General features: G+C 71.6%; 19 protein-coding genes. 2 read left to right on the plus strand and 17 right to left on the minus strand.

What is annotated here, in order from left to right; translation table 11 throughout:
* Nucleotides 1-9: 9 nt before the first annotated feature.
* From nuoE to AB0H12_RS16930, 9 genes are all read right to left on the minus strand, one after another.
* Nucleotides 10-732 (minus strand): NADH-quinone oxidoreductase subunit NuoE, encoded by a 723-nt coding sequence (nuoE, locus tag AB0H12_RS16890; RefSeq protein ID WP_499623737.1) that lies wholly within the window; start codon nt 730-732, stop codon nt 10-12.
* Nucleotides 729-2,132 carry an NADH-quinone oxidoreductase subunit D gene (locus AB0H12_RS16895; RefSeq protein ID WP_499623738.1) on the minus strand — a complete coding sequence of 468 codons (1,404 nt, stop codon included), beginning with the start codon at nt 2,130-2,132 and terminating at the stop codon, nt 729-731. The genes nuoE and AB0H12_RS16895 overlap by 4 nt, the downstream gene beginning before the upstream one ends.
* Nucleotides 2,129-2,827: an NADH-quinone oxidoreductase subunit C gene (locus tag AB0H12_RS16900; RefSeq protein ID WP_499623817.1), complete on the minus strand. Its 699-nt coding sequence runs from the start codon at nt 2,825-2,827 to the stop codon at nt 2,129-2,131. Before AB0H12_RS16900 ends, AB0H12_RS16895 begins: the two co-directional genes overlap by 4 nt.
* A 125-nt stretch (nt 2,828-2,952) precedes the next feature.
* Complete coding sequence (locus AB0H12_RS16905) at nt 2,953-3,501, minus strand: NuoB/complex I 20 kDa subunit family protein (RefSeq protein ID WP_498776413.1); 549 nt, start codon at nt 3,499-3,501, stop codon at nt 2,953-2,955.
* A gap of 10 nt (nt 3,502-3,511) precedes the next feature.
* Nucleotides 3,512-3,877, minus strand: coding sequence for an NADH-quinone oxidoreductase subunit A (locus AB0H12_RS16910; protein ID WP_053715312.1), 366 nt, complete (start codon nt 3,875-3,877; stop codon nt 3,512-3,514).
* 345 nt (nt 3,878-4,222) lie between these two features.
* Nucleotides 4,223-5,500 (minus strand): geranylgeranyl reductase family protein, encoded by a 1,278-nt coding sequence (locus AB0H12_RS16915; protein WP_499623739.1) that lies wholly within the window; start codon nt 5,498-5,500, stop codon nt 4,223-4,225.
* 78 nt (nt 5,501-5,578) lie between these two features.
* A complete protein-coding gene (locus AB0H12_RS16920; RefSeq protein ID WP_499623740.1) occupies nt 5,579-6,283 on the minus strand; it encodes a demethylmenaquinone methyltransferase in 705 nt (234 codons plus the stop codon).
* Nucleotides 6,284-6,523: 240 nt separating this feature from the next.
* On the minus strand, nt 6,524-7,633 hold the full coding sequence (locus AB0H12_RS16925; RefSeq protein ID WP_499623741.1) for a glycosyltransferase: 1,110 nt from the start codon (nt 7,631-7,633) through the stop codon (nt 6,524-6,526).
* A 13-nt stretch (nt 7,634-7,646) separates the two neighbouring features.
* Nucleotides 7,647-8,750: a glycosyltransferase family 4 protein gene (locus tag AB0H12_RS16930; RefSeq protein ID WP_499623742.1), complete on the minus strand. Its 1,104-nt coding sequence runs from the start codon at nt 8,748-8,750 to the stop codon at nt 7,647-7,649.
* Nucleotides 8,751-8,894: 144 nt separating this feature from the next.
* On the opposite strand from AB0H12_RS16930, the gene AB0H12_RS16935 reads away from it, so the two are divergent.
* Nucleotides 8,895-9,722: an inositol monophosphatase family protein gene (locus tag AB0H12_RS16935; protein ID WP_053715316.1), complete on the plus strand. Its 828-nt coding sequence runs from the start codon at nt 8,895-8,897 to the stop codon at nt 9,720-9,722.
* Nucleotides 9,723-9,732: 10 nt separating this feature from the next.
* Here AB0H12_RS16935 and AB0H12_RS16940 read toward each other — a convergent pair whose 3' ends face one another.
* The 7 genes from AB0H12_RS16940 to AB0H12_RS16970 are packed head-to-tail and all read right to left on the minus strand — an operon-like array spanning nt 9,733 to nt 14,479.
* A complete protein-coding gene (locus AB0H12_RS16940; protein WP_499623743.1) occupies nt 9,733-10,350 on the minus strand; it encodes a hypothetical protein in 618 nt (205 codons plus the stop codon).
* Between the two features lie 17 nt (nt 10,351-10,367).
* Entirely contained in the window at nt 10,368-11,402 is a 1,035-nt protein-coding gene (gene paaE, locus AB0H12_RS16945; RefSeq protein ID WP_499623744.1) for a 1,2-phenylacetyl-CoA epoxidase subunit PaaE, read from the minus strand.
* Nucleotides 11,402-11,896, minus strand: coding sequence for a 1,2-phenylacetyl-CoA epoxidase subunit PaaD (paaD, locus tag AB0H12_RS16950; protein WP_499623818.1), 495 nt, complete (start codon nt 11,894-11,896; stop codon nt 11,402-11,404). Before paaD ends, paaE begins: the two co-directional genes overlap by 1 nt.
* On the minus strand, nt 11,890-12,777 hold the full coding sequence (gene paaC, locus AB0H12_RS16955; RefSeq protein WP_499623745.1) for a 1,2-phenylacetyl-CoA epoxidase subunit PaaC: 888 nt from the start codon (nt 12,775-12,777) through the stop codon (nt 11,890-11,892). Before paaC ends, paaD begins: the two co-directional genes overlap by 7 nt.
* Nucleotides 12,774-13,058 carry a 1,2-phenylacetyl-CoA epoxidase subunit PaaB gene (paaB, locus tag AB0H12_RS16960; protein WP_158845120.1) on the minus strand — a complete coding sequence of 95 codons (285 nt, stop codon included), beginning with the start codon at nt 13,056-13,058 and terminating at the stop codon, nt 12,774-12,776. The genes paaC and paaB overlap by 4 nt, the downstream gene beginning before the upstream one ends.
* A complete protein-coding gene (gene paaA, locus AB0H12_RS16965) occupies nt 13,055-13,987 on the minus strand; it encodes a 1,2-phenylacetyl-CoA epoxidase subunit PaaA (protein WP_499623746.1) in 933 nt (310 codons plus the stop codon). Before paaA ends, paaB begins: the two co-directional genes overlap by 4 nt.
* Before the next feature lie 42 nt (nt 13,988-14,029).
* Nucleotides 14,030-14,479 (minus strand): DUF3592 domain-containing protein, encoded by a 450-nt coding sequence (locus AB0H12_RS16970; protein WP_499623747.1) that lies wholly within the window; start codon nt 14,477-14,479, stop codon nt 14,030-14,032.
* Between the two features lie 63 nt (nt 14,480-14,542).
* Between AB0H12_RS16970 and AB0H12_RS16975 the strand changes: the two genes are divergently transcribed.
* Complete coding sequence (locus AB0H12_RS16975) at nt 14,543-15,772, plus strand: isochorismate synthase (protein ID WP_499623748.1); 1,230 nt, start codon at nt 14,543-14,545, stop codon at nt 15,770-15,772.
* 167 nt (nt 15,773-15,939) lie between these two features.
* Here AB0H12_RS16975 and AB0H12_RS16980 read toward each other — a convergent pair whose 3' ends face one another.
* Nucleotides 15,940-17,436: a M1 family metallopeptidase gene (locus tag AB0H12_RS16980; protein WP_499623749.1), complete on the minus strand. Its 1,497-nt coding sequence runs from the start codon at nt 17,434-17,436 to the stop codon at nt 15,940-15,942.
* Between the last annotated feature and the right edge of the window lie 50 nt (nt 17,437-17,486).

Genomic DNA, 17,486 nt, shown 5'->3' on the forward strand with positions numbered 1-17,486 from the left:
CTCCCCTACCTACTTCTTCTCCGGCAGCGGCGGGAACTCCGCGTTGTCCGGCATGGCCGGCGCGGTCCAGCCGCGCTCCGCGGCGATCTTGGCCCCGCGCACCGTCTCCGGCGCGGCCGACGGGCCGTCCAGGTCCGCGTCACGACCCTCGAAGAACCCGGCCAGCTGCAACTCGGCCTGGCGGAAGTCGGTCAGCGGCGCGCCCCGCGTCGGGTGGGGCTTGTCCCCCGCCTGCAAGGACTTCACCAGCTCCAGCGCGCCGTCGGGCGTCTGGTTGTCGAAGTACTCGTAGTTGACCTGGAGCACCGGGCCGAGGTCGCAGGCCGCCAGGCACTCGGCGTGCTCCAGCGTGATCGAGCCCGGCGTGCCCGGCTCGCCCGCGGTCTCCTCGTGGCCGACGTTCAGGTGGTCCTTGAGCTTGGCGTAGATCGCGTCACCGCCGAGCGCGGCGCACAGCGTGTTCGTGCAGACGCTCACCAGGTGCTCGCCGCACGGGCGGCGCTTGTACATGGTGTAGAACGTCGCGACCGCGCTGACCTCGGCGTTGGTGAGGTCGAGCTGGTCGGCGCAGAACGCGATGCCTGCCTGGCTGACGTACCCCTCGACCGACTGCACCAGGTGCAGCATCGGCAGCAGCGCCGACCGCGGCTGCGGGTAGCGCGCGATGATCGCCCGCGCCTTGTCCACGATGGACTGGTCGAAGAGGTCGGTGGGTTCCTGCGTCTGCGTCATCGGTCACAACCACCCATCACCGGGTCGATAGAGGCCACCGAGGCGATGACGTCGGCGACCATGCCGCCCTCGCACATCGCGGGCATCGACTGGAGGTTCACGAAGCTGGGTTCGCGCACGTGCACGCGCATCGGCCGGGTGCCGCCGTCGGAGACCACGTGGTAGCCGAGCTCGCCGCGCGGCGACTCGATCGGCACGTACACCTGGCCCGCCGGCACCGCGAAGCCCTCGGTCACCAGCTTGAAGTGGTGGATCAAGGACTCCATGGACTGGCCCATGATCTTGCGGACGTGCTCGAGCGAGTTGCCCATGCCGTCCGCGCCGATGGTCAGCTGCGCGGGCCACGCGACCTTGGCGTCGGCCACCATGACCGGGCCGGGCGTCAGGTTGTCGACGGCCTGCCGGACGATCTTGAGCGACTGGTGGATCTCCTCCAGCCGCAGCAGGTAGCGGGCGTAGGAGTCGGCGGCGTTGGACGTGGGCACGTCGAACTCGTAGTTCTCGTAACCGCTGTAGGGCTCGACCTTGCGCAGGTCCCACGGCAGGCCCGCGGAACGCAGGATCGGGCCGGTGATGCCCAGCGCGAGGCACGCGTCCACGGGCAGGTAGCCGACGCCCGCGAGGCGGTTGCGCCAGATCGGCTGGCCCGACAGCAGCTTGTCGTAGTCCGGCAGCCGGGAGTCCATCACCTTGATGAAGTCCTTGATCTTCTGCTCGGCGCCGTCCGGCAGGTCCTGCGCCAGGCCGCCGGGCCGGATGAACGCGTGGTTCATCCGCAGACCCGTGAGGAACTCCAGCAGGTGCAGGACCTCTTCGCGCTCGCGGAAGCCCGCGGTCATGCCGGTCAGCGCGCCGAGCTCCATGCCGCCGGTGGCCAGCGCCACCAGGTGCGAGCTGATCCGGTTGAGCTCCATGAGCAGCACGCGGATCGTCTGCGCCCGCTGCGGCACGGTGATGCCGAGCAGCTTCTCGACCGACATGCAGTACGCGGCCTCGTTGTGCAGCGGGGCCAGGTAGTCCATGCGCGTCACGAACGTGACGCCCTGGGTCCAGTTGCGGTACTCGACGTTCTTCTCGATGCCGGTGTGCAGGTAGCCGATGACGCTGCGGGCCTGGGTGACGGTCTCGCCCTCCAGCTCCAGCACCAGGCGCAGCACGCCGTGCGTGGAGGGGTGCTGCGGGCCCAGGTTCATGACGATGCGCTCGTCACCCGCGGCCTCGGCCAGCACCTCGTCCCAGTCGCCGCCGGTCACCGTGTAGACGGTGCCCTCGGTCGTCTGGCGCGAGCCCGCGTAGGCGTCGGTGTCCGGCGTGGTCCGGCCGGCGTCGGGTGCTTCGCTGTCACGGCCGGTGGCACTGGTGTCCGTGCCGGTCGTCACGTCGGAAAGTCGCTCGGTCATGAGTAGGACCGCCTCTGGTCTGGCGGGGGGATCTCCGCGCCCTTGTACTCCACCGGGATGCCGCCGAGCGGGTAGTCCTTGCGCTGCGGGTGGCCGTCCCAGTCGTCCGGCATGAGGATCCGGGTCAGCCCCGGGTGGCCGTCGTAGACGATGCCGAACATGTCCCAGGCCTCGCGCTCCTGCCAGTCCGCGGTCGGGTAGACCGAGACCACGCTGGGGATGCGCGCGTCGTCCACGTCGACCGCGACCTCCAGCCGGATGCGCCGGCGGTAGGTCATCGACGTCAGGTGGTAGACGGAGTGCAGCCGCTGCGGCGCGTCGACGCCGTAGTCCACACCGGACACCGAGCTGCACAGCTCGAACCGCAGCGCCGGGTCGTCGCGCAGGATGCGCGCCACGTCGACGAGGTTCTCGCGGCGCAGGAAGAAGGTGATCTCGCCGCGGTCGACGGTGATCTGCTGGACCGTGTCGGCGGGCAGGCCCTTCTCCCGGATCGCGGCCAGCAGCTCGTCGGCGACCTCGTCGAACCAGCCGCCGTAGGGCCGCTCGGACGGCGCGGCGACGTGGGCGGGCAGCCGCAGGCCGCCGAAGCCGGAGGTGTCGCCGGTGCCGGAGATGCCGAACATGCCCTGGCGCGCCTTGCCCGCGACCATGCCGCCGCGCGCGAGGTGCTCCTCGTGCTCGGCCTCGTTCATGCTCGCGGAGCTGAGCGCCTCGGGGTTGCGGTCGGCCTGCGGGGTGTCCGCACCGGGGGCCTTGTCGACCTCTTTGCCCTGCTCAGCGCCGGTTCCGTCGGGGCTGCTGTCGTTTGCCATGCCGCTCACTTCTTCGCAAAGCGCTCGGAGGACGGGATCATGGCCGTCTGGTGGCCGGACTCGGCCAGCAGCGCGGCGCGGTTCGCCCCGAGCGGTTCGTCCATGATCTTCGCGTGGATCTTGAGGATCGCGTCGATCAGCATCTCCGGCCGCGGCGGGCAGCCGGGCAGGTACATGTCGACCGGCACGACGTGGTCCACGCCCTGCACGACCGCGTAGTTGTTGAACATGCCGCCGCTGGAGGCGCACACGCCCATGGCGAGCACCCAGCGCGGCTCCGGCATCTGGTCGTAGATCTGCCGCAGCACCGGCGCCATCTTGTTGGTCACCCGGCCCGCGACGATCATCAGGTCGGCCTGGCGCGGCGAGGCGCGGAAGACCTCCATGCCGAACCGGGCGAGGTCGTAGCGCGGACCGCCGGTCGTCATCATCTCGATCGCGCAGCACGCCAGGCCGAAGGTGGCGGGCCACAGCGAGGACTTGCGGGTCCAGTTGACCAGCTTCTCCACGCTGGCGAGCAGGATGCCGTTCGGGAGCTTCTCTTCGAGACCCACTGGTTCCCCCTCAGTTCCAGTCGAGGCCGCCGCGACGCCACACGTAGGCGTACGCGAAGCCGACCGTCGCGACGAACAGGGCGATCTCCACCAGGCCGAACAGGCCGAGCCGGTCCGCGGAGACCGCGAAGGGGTAGAGGAACACCATTTCGATGTCGAACAGGATGAACAGCATCGCCGTGAGGTAGTAGGCGACCGGCATGCGGCCACCGCCCACCACGGGTTGCGGCGACGGCTCGATGCCGCACTCGTAGGCGTCGAGCTTCGCGCGGTTGTAGCGGCGGGGACCGATGTACGGCGCGGCCGTCACCGAGAACAGCGCGAAGGCCCCGGCGAGGACGAACATCAATACGAGGGGGAGGTAAGGGTCCAGCACTCTCCGTCGTCCTTTCCTCGCGTCGCGGTGGTGGTGCACCGCCGACCGTTGCGCACCCTAAAGGGTGTTCTTGCGGCCTCCGGAGGTTAGGCGTGCCTAACAATCCGCAGGTCGCTTGTGAAACACTTCACAAGGCATCTCAGCCGGTTGTGAACTGATTCACAAGACCTGAGGGTCAGTGTAGAACGTCACACAGAGGCGTGACGGGCACCCCCGTCATAGGCCCTGACCTGCACTTTCACGGTGCAGATCAACAGTTGGACGACCCGTCCGTGAACGGGAGCACACCGAAAACGAAACAGCGCCGACTCTCAAGTCGGCGCTGCGTCGGTGAGCGGAGGCCCGTTAGGCCGTTGGGGCGAGTTTCGTGGCGGCGGTGATGATGCGGTCGAACGAGTCGCCGTCCTTGGGGTCGTAAAGGCCCGCGAGCAGCTTCAGGACCAGCTTCATCAGGGTCTTGCGCGGCAGCCCGTACTTGGTGGCGGTGCGCATGACCGTGGGGTTCCCGATGAGCTTGCTGAAGACGTTGCCGAGCCGGTAGTAGCTGCCCAGGGCCTGTTCGATGCGCACCGGGTAGCCGTGCAGCGCGCGTTCGCGGCTCGCGCCCTGGCGGGCCAGGGCCTGCACCACGGTCTCGGCCGCGATCCTGGCCGACTCCATCGCGTAGCCGATGCCCTCGCCGTTGAACGGGTTGACCATGCCGCCGGCGTCGCCGACGAGCAGCAGGCCGTCGCGGTAGTGGGGCTTGCGGTTCAGGCCCATCGGCAGGGCCGCGCCGCCGATCTTGCCGGTGGCGTTCTCCTCGCGGAAACCCCACTCCTCGGGGGTGCCGTCGAGCCAGCTCTTGAGCAGCGCGCGGTAGTCCGTGGTGCCGTAGGCCTTGGAGGTGCTGAGGATGCCGAGGCCGACGTTCACGGTGCCGTCGCCCATGCCGAAGATCCAGCCGTAGCCCGGCAGGAGGACGTCGTTGGCGCGGTCCCACAGCTCCAGGTGCGACTCCAGGTAGTCGTCCTTCGTGCGGGGGCTGGCGTAGTAGCGGCGGACCGCGACGCCCATCGGCTTGGCGTCGTCCTTCTGGATGCCGACGCTGAGGGCGAGGCGGGCGCTGACGCCGTCGCAGGCCAGGACGAGGGGTGCCCGGTAGGTGACCGGGGTCTTGTCCGGGCCCTGCTTGGCCTCGACGCCGACGACCCGGCCGTTCTCCACCAGCGCGCCGGTGACGGTGGTCTGCTGGTGCATCCGGGCGCCCGCGGCGACGGCCGTCTGCGCCAGCATCTCGTCGAAGTCCTGCCTGGGCCGGACCAGGCCGTAGGGCGGGAACGTGGCCAGCTCGGGCCAGTCGAGCTCCAGCGTGACGCCGCCCCCGACCACGCGCAGGCCGCGGTTGTGCAGCCAGCCAGCTTCCTCGCGGGTGTCGATGCCCAGGTCGATCAGCTGCTTGACCCCGCGCGGGGTCAGGCCGTCACCGCACACCTTCTCGCGGGGGAAGGTGCTCTTCTCCAGCAGCACCACGTCCAGGCCCGCGCGTGCCAGGTAGGTGGCCGCGGTGGAGCCCGCGGGCCCCGCCCCGACCACGATCACCTCGGCGTCCTCGCCTGCCTTGCGGCGGCTGGGAGTCGTCATCCCCGCTCCTTGTGCCCGTGTTCACAAAGTCCAGGGCGAGTCTACTTGCGCGTTGCTGAGGCTTTGCGCGCTCGAGGGCTACGCGGCCGGGAGCGGTGCGGGCTTGGTGCCGCGGTGCAGCGCGACCATGCCGCCGGTGAGGTTCATCCAGGCGATGTCCTCCCAGCCGGCGCGGGCCACGATCTCGCCGAGCGCGCGCTGGTCGGGCCACGTGCGCATGGATTCGGCGAGGTAGGAGTAGGCCTCCGGGTTGGAGGAGACGAACCGGGCGATGAACGGCAGGATCCGCAGCAGGTGGCGCATGTAGACGAAGCGGAACGGGCGGAACGTCGGCGTGGAGACCTCGCACACCACGAGCCGTCCGCCGGGCTTGACCACGCGGGCCATCTCGCGCAGCGCGGCCTCGGTGTCGTTGAAGTTGCGCAGGCCGAAGGACACCGTGACCGCGTCGAAGGAGTTGTCCGCGAACGGCAGGCGCAGGGCGTCGGCGGCCACCTTCGGCACCGGCCGGTGCGCGCCGCCCTGGAGCATCCCGAGCGAGAAGTCGGCCGCCACGCACCACGCGCCCGAGGCCGCGTACTCCACCGTCGAGACCGCCGTGCCCGCCGCCAGGTCCAGCACCTTCTCGCCGGGCTTGGCGTCCAGGACCCGCCTGCTCCACTCCCGCCAGCGCCGGTCGAACCCCAGGGTCATGACCGAGTTCGTCCGGTCGTAGCCCTTGGCCACGCCGTCGAACATCTCGGCGACCTCGCGGGGGTTCTTGTCCAGACCTGCACGCGCCATGCCGGAAGCCTAAGTGACGCCCCCGACCACCGACATCCCGTCCCACCCGCGCGCGAGTCGAACCCCCAGGTCCCGCGTGTCGAACACTCAGGTCCCGCGTGTCCCACGTCCAAGTCCCGCGAGTCGAACGCTCAGGACCCCCGAGTTCACCACTCAGCCGGATGCCGGCGCGCGAATGTAGAACTCACGGGACCTGACGGTTCGACACGCGGGACCTGACGGTTCGACACGCGCGCGGGGTCAGGTGGCGCGGAGGGCGGTCAGCATTCCGGTGACGGCGGCTTGCCAGGGGTACTCCTCGGCGCGGGCACGGGCGGCGGAGCGGCGGGTCGGTTCGGGGTGGTCCAGCAGGGTGGTCACGGCGCCGGCGAACGCCGGGGCGTGGTCCGGCACGGCGGCCCCGCAGGACGGGCGGACGATCTCGCGCAGGGCCGAGGACGCCGAGACGACCACGGGGGTGCCGGAGGCCAGGGCTTCCAGGGCGGCCAGGCCGAACGTCTCGTGCGGGCCCGGTGCCAGGGAGACGTCGGCGGTGGCGAGGAGGTCGGCGACGTCGGTGCGCCGGCCGACGAACCCCAGGAACGTGACCGGCAGACCGGCCGCACGGCGTTCCAACGCCTCGCGGCACGGACCGTCGCCGGCGATGACCAGCCGCACGTCGTGCCCGGCCGCGTGCAGCTCCGCCGCCGTGTCGACGCTGCGCTCGACGTGCTTCTCCGCCGACAACCGCCCGCAGTGCACGAGCAGCGCGTCGGCGCCCCGCGCCAGGTCCGCCCGCAACGACCGGTCGTGCCGGGTCGGCGTGAACGTGCGCAGGTCGACGCCGAGCGGCACGCGGGCCACGTTGCGCGCGCCGATCCGGTCGAACTCCTCCCGCGCGAACTCCGTCGTGCACACCACCGTGTCGTAGGACGCGGCCATCCGCGCGTTCGCCCAGTCCGCACCCCGCCGCGCCGACGGCGTGGGCAGCAGGAACTGCTCCAGCAGCCGGTCCAGCCGCTCGTGCGAGATCACCACGCTCGGCACGCCGCGCGCCGCCGCCCACCGGCCCATGCCGCGCAGCGTGAGCCGGTCCGACACCTCCAGCCGGTCGGGCGCCAGGTGGTCGAGCAGCGCCCGCACGCGCCACGGGTCCACCGCCCGGTACCCACCGGTGCCCGGGATGCGCGGCGCGGGCAGCGTCACCCGCCGAACGCCCGGCGACAGCTCCTCGTCGGCGTGCGCGGCGCCCGGGACGACCAACGTGACCTGGTGCCCGTTCGCCGCGTAACCGTCGCCGAGGTGGTGCAGCGCCGTGCGCAGGCCGCCGGAACGGGGACCGTAGAAGTTGGCCAGCTGAACGATCTTCATGCGTGCCCGGTCCTCATGCCGCCCGACGCTCCGGCAGGTCCAGCACGGCCGCGTAGTGGCCCAGCAGCTCGTCGCACACGGCCGACCACGTGCGCCCGCGCACCCAGCGCCGGGCCGCCTGACCGAACCGTCGCCGGCGCAGCGGGTCGCCCAGCTCCACCACCGCCTGCCTGAGCTGCGCGTCGTCGGCGAACAGGTAGCCGGTGCCGGGTCGCACCAGGTCACGCGGCCCGCCCGCGTCCGGCGCGACCACCGGCACACCGCTGGCCAACGCCTCCTGCACGGCCTGGCAGAACGTCTCGTGCGGGCCCGTGTGCACGAACACGTCCAAGCTCGCGTACGCCGTGGCCAGGTCCGTGCCGCTCTTGAACCCCAGGAACGCCGCACGGGGCAGGTCGTGCCGCAACTGCGCCTCCTCCGGCCCCTCCCCGACCACCACCAGCCGCACGCCGGGCAGGTCGGCGAGCGCCGCGAGCCGGTCCACCCGCTTCTCCGGCGACAGCCTGCCGACGTACCCGACGAGCAGCTCACCGCTCGGCGCCAGCGAAGCCCGCAACGCGTCGTCCCGCCGGGACGGGTGGAACAGCTCGACGTCCACGCCACGTCCCCACCTGTGCACGCGCGGCACGCCGTGCTCCTGGAGCGCCTCGACGGCCCACGTCGACGGCGCGAGCGTGCGGTCGGCCTGCGCGTGCAGCCGACGCGTCCACCGCCAAGCGGCGCGGGCCGTCAAGCCGAGGCCGTAGTGGCCGGCGAACCCGGCGATGTCGGTCTGGTAGACCGCGACGGTCGGGATGCCGAGCCTGCGTGCGGCGGACAGGCCGCGCGCGCCCATCACGAACGGGCTCGCCAGGTGCACGACGTCCGGCCGGAAGTCGGCCAAGGCGGTCAGCACCTTGCGCGTCGGCACCCCGACGGGCAGCGAGCTGAACCTCGGCAGGTCCACCGCGGGCACGCGCACGACCGGTGTGCCGAGGTGGTGGTCCGCACCGGCGCCGGGGGCCACCACCAACGCCTGGTGGCCGTGCGCTCGGAGGTGTTCCAGGACCCGCAGTACCGAGTTGGTGACCCCGTTGACCTGGGGCAGGAAGCTCTCGGTGACGATCGCTACGCGCACGCCGATCACCATGCGGTGCGAAGGACACGGCGGCGTGACACCTCTGCGAACGCGCGCCGAACACCTCGCGTCGCGGTCGACGTTGGCCGCGGGTTCACCTGGAGTACGTGGCGCGGTCACTCTGTGCGGTGACACTAGGTCGGCATGACCGTCTTGTCGTCCCGACCCGCGCAGCCCGTCGATCCCGGCCTGGTGTCGATCGCGCTGGAGATAGCGGGTCGCCTCGCCAACGACGCGTCCGACGTGATCATGGCGACCGCGGGGCGCGGCGCGCGGCCCGACGACGAGACGTCGCCGTTCGACTGGGTGACCGACACCGACCGGACGTTGGAGCGGCACACGCGGCGGGTGCTGACGGCCGAGTTCCCGGACATCCCGGTGTTCTGCGAGGACACCGACAGCGACGTGGTGAGCGACGCGGAGTTCCGCTGGGTGGTCGACCCGGTCGACGGGACCGCGAACTACGTCGCCGGCGTGCCTTGGTGCGCGTACAGCCTGGCGCTGATCGACCGGTGGGGGCCGGTCGTCGGTGTGGTCGCGGACCCGTACCGGGCGCAGATCTACGCCGCCGCACGGGGACGCGGCATGCGGGCGAACGGCACGCCGGTGCGGCTCGGCGACCAGGCGGTCAGTTCCATCGTGTGCACGGAGATGACGCGGACGGGCCCGTGGCCGGGGATGGGTGAGTTCATCTCCCGGGCCGCCGTGGCGGGCACGGGCGTGCGGGTGCTGGGCTCGAAGGCCCTGGCCGTCGCCCAAGTGGCCCTGGGCCACGCCGCCGCCGCCGTCCTGGACAGCTACCACGAGTGGGACGTGGCCGGCGCGGTCGCCCTGGCCGTCGAGTCGGGCGCCGCCGTGCTGGACAGGAGGGGCGAGGACGCCCCGCTGCCGGTGGACGGCCTGCTCGTGGCCATGCCGGAGGTGGCTGAGGAAGTCCTGGCCTGGTGGCAGGCGGCGTCCACGTCCCGTTAGGCGACCCGCTTCAGCTGTTGCCCAGGTGCGGCAGTTGTTGTTCCAGGATCTCCAGGTCGGTGCGGACGGCATCCAGGGACGACTGGTTCAGCAGGCGGAGGGCGGCTCGGCCCACCTCGTCCTCGAACGACGTGAAGTCGCGGACGGCGGCGTTCAGGCGTTCGGTCACCGGGTGGTGCTGGTCGGCGTCCAGGGCGCGGCCCAGGTCGGCGATCCGGCGGACGTCCGGCAGTTCGGCGGCGAACTGGCCGGCGATGCGCTCCAGCCACTCCCGCGCCGGTGAGGCGGGCACGGTGGCCACGGCGGCGTGCACCCGGCGCGCGGCCAGCTCGCAGCGGCCCACCATCGCCGACCAGCGGTCGTTCGCCGGGGGCGGGACGGGGAGCGGGCGTGGCGGCGGGGGTGGCGGTAGCAGGTGGACAGGGGGTCGGGAGCGGTGGCGGATGGCTCCGACCACCAAGCCGACCACGGATCCCGGCACACCTCCCAGGATCCCCGACGCGATCAGCGACGCCAGGACCGGCACGGACTCGCCGTCGGGGGACGACGGCGCGGCCAAGGTGAACATCAACAACATCGTCATCAGCGCCGTGCCGATGAGCAGTCCCCAGAGCGCCGACCGTGCCATGCGCCCAATGTGCCAGATCAGGCGTCGTAATCCACGGTAACCGCCGAGGTCACGGCGATCGACTGGCACGTCAGGACGAAACCGGCCTCGACCTCGCGCGGCTCCAGCGCGTAGTTCCGCCGCATCTCCACCTCACCGGAGGTGACCAGCGCACGGCACGTCCCGCACACGCCGCCCTTGCACGCGAACGGCAGGTCCGCGCGCACCCGCTGGGCCGCGTCGAGGATCGGCACGTCCGCCGGCAGCGGCACTTCGGTGGTCCGCCCGTCCAGGATCACGGTCGCCGTGGCGGCGGCAGCCGAGGAGGTCTCCGCGCGGCGCGGCGGAGGCGGCGGCTCGTCCACGTAGAACAGCTCGTGGTGCACGGACGACGCGGGCACGCCGAGGGAGCCCAGCACGTCCTCCGCGTCCCGCACCATCCCGTACGGCCCGCACAGCCACCACGCGTCGACGTCCGCCCACGGCACCACCGTCGAGAACAACGCCCGCAGCTTCGCCGCGTCCAGCCGCCCGGTGAACAGCTCGACGTCCCGCGGCTCCCGCGACAGCACGTGCACCAGCTGGAACCGCGCCGGGTAGCGGTCCTTCAGGTCCGCCAGCTCCTCGGCGAACATCACCGTGTCCGCACGCCGGTTCCCGTACACCATCGTCACCCGCGCCCCACCGGCCAGCACCGACGCCGCGATCGACAACGCGGGCGTGATGCCGGACCCGGCCACCAGCAGGCCGTGGTGCGACCCGCCGGACGGCGTGAAGCCGCCCTGCGGCGGCAGCACCTCCAGCACGTCGCCGCGCTGCAACCGGTCCACCAGCAGCGTGGAGAACAGCCCGCCGTCCACCCGCCGCACCCCGATCCGCAGCGGACCGCCGGCGGGCGCGCAGATCGAGTACGACCGCCGCTCGTCGCCGTTGCGCAGGGTCAGGTACTGCCCCGGCGCGAACCCGAAGTCCGCGGCCAGCGACGGTGGCACCTCGAACGTCACCGCGACGGCGTCCGAGCACAGCTGCTCGACCGACGCGACGGTCAGCTTGTGGAACACCGGCCGAGCCATCAGATCTCCTTCACGTGCTCGAACGGCTCGGCGCAGTCCGCGCACCGGCGCAGCGCCTTGCACGCCGTCGACCCGAACCGCGACACCTCCGCCGTCCGCGACGACCCGCAGCGCGGGCACGCCACCCGCCGCGACGGCGGCGTCAGGTTCAACGGCACCGGACCGACCGCGCGCGGCCCCAGCCGGGACGGCGGCGCGATGCCGGCCTCCCGCAGCTTGCGCAACCCGGCCTCGCTGATCCAGTCCGTGGTCCACGCGGGCGACAGCGACAGCCGCACGTCCACCGCCGCGTACCCCGCCGCCAGCAACGACCGCCGCAGGTCGGTGGCCATCTCGTCGATCGCCGGGCACCCCGAGTAGGTGGGCGTGATCGTGACCGAGACCCGACCGTCCTCCTCCTCGGTCACGTCGCGCAGCACGCCGAGGTCGGCCAGCGTCAGCACCGGCAGCTCCGGGTCGCGGACGCGCGCGGCGACGTCGAGGGCGCTCACCAGACCGCCCCCGGCAACGACCGGTGCAGGTGCTGCATCTCGGCCAGCAGGTAGCCGAACGCCTCGGTGTGCACGCCGTCGCGCCCCGCCAGCCCGTTGACGCGCGCCGCGGGCACGTCGGCGGGCCGCGCCAGCCCCGACGCCGCCAGCACCGCGTCCAGCACACCGTCCACTTCGGACCGCAGCTCGGCCGGGTCGACCGCGACACCGGCCAACCGCAGCTCGACCGCGTGCGCGGTGAACAGCTCGTCCAGGAACGGCCACACCCGCGCCAACCCGGCCCGCATCCGCCGGTGCGACTCCTCGGTGCCGTCGCCGAGCCGCACGACCCACTGGGCGGCGTGGTCGCGGTGGTAGGCCAGCTCCTTCACGCCCTTCTCCGCCACGGCCGCCAACACCGGATCGGCGCTCGCGCGCAGCCGCGAGAACTGCGCGAGCTTCCACGACGAGAACACCAGCAGCCGCGCCGTGGTCGTGGCGAAGTCGCCGCCCGCGAACGGCCCGCACTCGATCTCCGCCAGGTGCACGTTGCGGAAGTCGCGCTCGTCGCGCAGGTACGCCAGCGCGTCCTCGTCCCGGCCCGCGCCCTCGACCTCGCCCGCCCTGGTCAGCAGCATCCGGGACTGGCCGAGCAGGTCGAGCGCGATGTTGGCCAGCGCGACGTCCTCCTCCAGCTCCGGCGCGCGGGAGCACCACTCGGCCAGCCGCTGGGACATGATCAGCGCGTCGTCGCCGAGCATCAGGCAGTACGCGGCCAGGTCGGCGCGGTCGACGTCGGGCACCTCGCGGTCCACCCCGGCCAGCGCCTCGGAGAACCCGGTGCCGAACGCCCAGTGCGCGTCCTCGTGGTCGATCAGCGATTCGTACGCGTTGTCGAAGCTCATAGGTGCGGCACGTCCTCGGGGATCTCGTAGAACGTCGGGTGCCGGTAGACCTTGTCCCCGCTCGGCTCGAAGAACGGGTCCTTCTCGTCCGGCGACGACGCGGTGATCGCCGTCGCGGGCACCACCCAGATCGACACGCCCTCGTTGCGCCGGGTGTAGACGTCACGCGCGTTGCGGAGCGCCATCTCGGCGTCCGGCGCGTGCAGCGACCCGACGTGCACGTGGTTCAACCCGCGCTTGCCGCGCACGAACACTTCCCACAGCGGCCACGACGAACTCATGCCACACCCTCCCGAGCCGCGTGCTTCGCAGCGTGCGCCGCAGCCGCCGCACGTACCCACTCGCCGTCCTCGTGCGCCTTGCGCCGGTGCTCGACGCGCTGCGCGTTCGTCGGCCCGTTGCCGCCGACGACCTGCCAGAACTCGTCCCAGTCCGGTTGGCCGAAGTCGTGGTGCCCGCGCTCGGCGTTCCACCTCAGCTCCGGGTCGGGCAGCGTCACGCCCAGCTTCTCCGCCTGCGGCACGGTCATGTCGACGAACTTCTGCCGCAGCTCGTCGTTGGTGTTGCGCTTGATCCGCCACTTCATGGACTGCTCGGTGTTGGAGGACTCGGCGTCCGGCGGGCCGAACATCATCAGCGACGGCCACCACCAGCGGTCGACCGACTCCTGCACCATCGCGCGCTGGGCGTCGGTGCCGGACATCATCGTCATCAGCAGCTCGTAGCCCTGCCGCTGGTGGAAGGACTCCTCCTTGCAGATGCGGATCATCGCCCGCGCGTACGGCCCGTAGGACGTGCGGCACAGCGGCACCTGGTTGCAGATCGCGGCCCCGTCGACGAGCCAGCCGATCACGCCGACGTCGGCGTAGGACAGCGTCGGGTAGTTGAAGATCGAGGAGTACTTCTGCCGACCGGAGATCAGCTTCTCGGTCAGCTCGCCGCGGTCCGCGCCGAGCGTCTCGGTCGCCGCGTACAGGTACAGCCCGTGCCCCGCCTCGTCCTGGACCTTGGCCAGCAGGATCGCCTTGCGGCGCAGCGACGGCGCGCGGCTGATCCAGTTGCCCTCGGGCTGCATGCCGATGATCTCGGAGTGCGCGTGCTGCGCGATCTGCCGGATCAGCGTCTTCCGGTAGCCGTCGGGCATCCAGTCGCGCGGCTCCACGCGCTGCTCGGCCGCGACGGTGCGCTCGAACCGATCCTCCAGGTCCATGCCACCGATGTTACACCTGGAGGCGGATTTACGGCAGAACTGTCACAACCTGCTGGACCTGCCCTTTCTGGGCAACCACCACAGCAGCGGCAACAGCACCGCCCACACGGCCAGCAGGAAGGTGCCGATCGGCAGCAGCGCGAGCACGGCCGTGCGCCCGGCGACCCGCGCCACCTCGGGGTCGGCCGTGTCGTACTCGATGCGCACCAGCTGGCCCGGCTCCAACCCCTCCGGGTACAGCAGGCCCTGTGACGGGCTGTGCACGGCGCCGTCCGGCGTGGCGAAGCGCACCACGGTCCGCTGGAACGAGACGGACACCACCTCGGCGGTCGCCTTGCCCAGCCGCTTCTCGATCATCAGGTCGTCGCGCCAGCACGCCGCGAGCAGGATCACCCCGATCAGCGTCACCACCGCGCCCAGCAGCACCAACGCCCGGCTGACCAGGAGCCGAGCCTTGGGGCGGGCACCTGTCCGCACTGCGTCGTCCACCACAACTGAGGAGTCTAGGGCGGCCTCCGCGCCGGATCTCAGCGACGAGTCCATACCCTCGACGCCGTGACCTCAGCTCCCGCCTCGCGGACCCGACAACGGCTGCGCGTGCACACCAGGCGCGTCGCGAGCGACGACCTGCTGGGCGGGCTACCCGCGCCGACCGGTGCGCTGAGTTGGGTGCGGGACGGAACGGGCCTGGTCGGATGGGGTGAGGCGGCCCGGTTCGAGGTGTCGGGACCGGATCGGTTCGCCGTCGCCGACCGCTGGTGGCGCGAGTTCACCGACGACCTCGTGGTGGACGACGAGCTGGGCGTGCCCGGCGCCGGGCCGGTGGCGTTCGTCAGCATGGCGTTCTCCGACCGCCCCGGCCGCTCGGTGCTCGTGGTGCCCGAGGTCGTGCTCGGCCGCCGCAACGGGCACAGCTGGCTGACCACGATCGGCGACGGCGGCAAGCGACGGGTCGAGCCGGTGCGCAAGCCGTCGGAGGTGCGCTACAGCGACGGGCAGGTGTCCGTCACCGGGTACCGCGAGGCCGTGCGCGCGGCGGTCGAGCGGATGCGCGCGGGCGAGCTGGAGAAGGTCGTGCTGGCACACGACCTGCTCGCGGTCGCGGACGTCGACATCGACCACCGGTTCGTGCTCGAAGGCCTGGCCCGCCGGTACCCCGAGTGCTGGGTGTACGCCGTGGACGGCCTGATCGGCGCCACGCCCGAGCTGCTGCTGCGGCGCAGCGGGTCCGTGGTCGACTCACGCGTGCTCGCGGGCACGACGTGGCCGCACGACGGCATGTCGGACGACGAGCTGGCCGCCGCGCTGCTGTCGTCGGGCAAGAACCGCGACGAGCACGAGTACGCGGTGGCGTCGCTGGTGCAGACGCTGCAGCCGTTCTGCGACACCATGTCGGTCGAAGGGCCCTCGGTGCTGCGGCTGCCGAACGTGTCGCACCTGTCCAGCGACGTCATCGGCACGCTCAGCGGCACGCCGTCGCTGCTCGCGCTGGGCGAGGCGCTGCACCCCACGGCGGCCGTCGGCGGCACGCCGCGCGCGGAGGCCATCGCGATGATCGAGGAGCTGGAGGGCATGGACCGCGGTCGCTACGCGGGCCCCGTCGGCTGGATCGACGGCAACGGCGACGGCGAGCTCGGCGTCGCGCTGCGCTGCGCGCAGGTGGACGGCCGCACGGCCCGCCTGTTCGCCGGCTGCGGCCTGGTCGCCGAGTCGGACCCGGACTCCGAGGTCCACGAGGCGCACGCCAAGATGCTGCCCTTTCGGGAAGCCCTCGAAGGCATGTGACACACGTCATCGGGGCACCCGAGGGCACTCCGGCCGGCCGCGTCGGTGACGCGGTGGCCGACGACCTGGTCGCCGAGACGTTCCTGGTGGCGTTGAAGCGGCGGCACAACTACGACCGACGCGCGAAGGGGCCGTCCTCACCCGAGGACGGCCCCTTCACCGTGCGATCAGTGCTGGTGACCCGCGAGCAGCTCGCGCGTCTCCTGGATCTTCTTGAACGACTTCGGCTCGGTCACGGTCGCGGCACGCGCCGCGAAACCGGCCGCGCCCGGCGCGACCGCCGGCTTGCCCGGCGTGAACAGCCAGGTCTGGAACAGCTCGTCGAGCTGCTTGCCGGACAGGTTCTCGGCGAACGCGATGAACTCGTCCGTCGTCGCGTTGCCGTTGCGCTTCGCCGCCGGCCACTCCCGCAGCAGCTCGAAGAACGCCTCGTCGCCGATCTCGCCGCGCAGCGCGTGCACGGTGAGCGCGCCGCGGTCGTACACGGCGCCGTGGAACTGGTTCGACGCGCCCGGGTCACCGGGCAGGACCTGCCAGAACGGGCTGTCGGCCGGGTAGGAGGCGTAGACGAAGTCCGAGTTCTCCTGGACCGTGCCCTCGCCGACGTGCTCGGACCACAGCCACTCCGCGTAGCTGGCGAAGCCCTCGTTCAGCCAGATGTCCTTCCAGCCCTGCACGGACACCGAGTCGCCGAACCACTGGTGCCCGACCTCGTGCGCCACGACGTAGGTGTTCGCGCCGCGGCGGAAGAACGCGGTGTCGTAGGTCGAGCGGGTCTGGTTCTCCAGCGCGAAGCCGATGCCCGGCGTCGCCACGCCGCCCTGCGCCTCGAACGGGTACGGCCCGAACTGCGTCTCCAGGAACTCCGTCACCTCGGGCGTGCGCTCGATGCTGGCCACGGCCGCGCCGTAGTCCGCGCCGAGCCGCTCCGAGTAGGCGTTGAGCACCGGCTGGCCGTTCGGCGCGGTCGACTGGCGGATCTCGAACTGGCCGATCGCGATGAACGCCAGGTAGGTGGCCATCGGCTGCAGGCTGCGGTAGCGCCAGCGGGTCCAGCCGTTGATCTGCTGGGCGGTGCCGCCGAACGTGCCGTTGGAGATCACCTCGACGCCGGTGGGCACGGCCACCGAGATGTCGAACCTGGCCTTGTCGGTCGGGTGGTTGTTGCTCGGGAACCACCACGGCGCGATGTCGGGCTGGTCGATCGCCAGCGCGCCGTCCGGCGTCCGCTTCCACGACGTGTAGCCGTCCACGGCGTGCGTGGACGGCACGTCGGAGTACGTGACGACGACCGTCACGTTCGAGCCCTCGCGCAGCGTGCCGCGCGGGTCGACCACGAGCTCGCCGCCGGACTGCGAGAACGCGGCGACCTTGTTGTTCACCCGGACCGAACTGACCTTCAACAGGAAGTCGAGGTTGAACCGGCTCAAGTCCTGAGTGGTCTTGGCCAGGATCGTCGTGGTGCCGGAAAGCGTGTCGTTCGCCGGCTGGTAGTTGAGCCTGATGTCGTAATGGGAGACGTCGTACCCGCCGTTGCCCGCATTCGGGTAGTACGGGTCGCCGATGCCGGGTGCGCCCGGTTCGGCCGCCGTCGCCGTGCCGGCCAGCAGGAGCAGGGACGCCGCGGCGGCGGTACCGAGGGTCAGCTTCGCTCTCAGGGACATGCGGCGAAGCTAGTCGCGGCCACCGGCGGGCTGTACCCCCGTCGGTAGGA

The organism is Actinosynnema sp. NPDC023794 (assembly GCF_040639675.1).
Classification (GTDB): Bacteria; Actinomycetota; Actinomycetes; order Mycobacteriales; family Pseudonocardiaceae; genus Actinosynnema; species Actinosynnema luteola.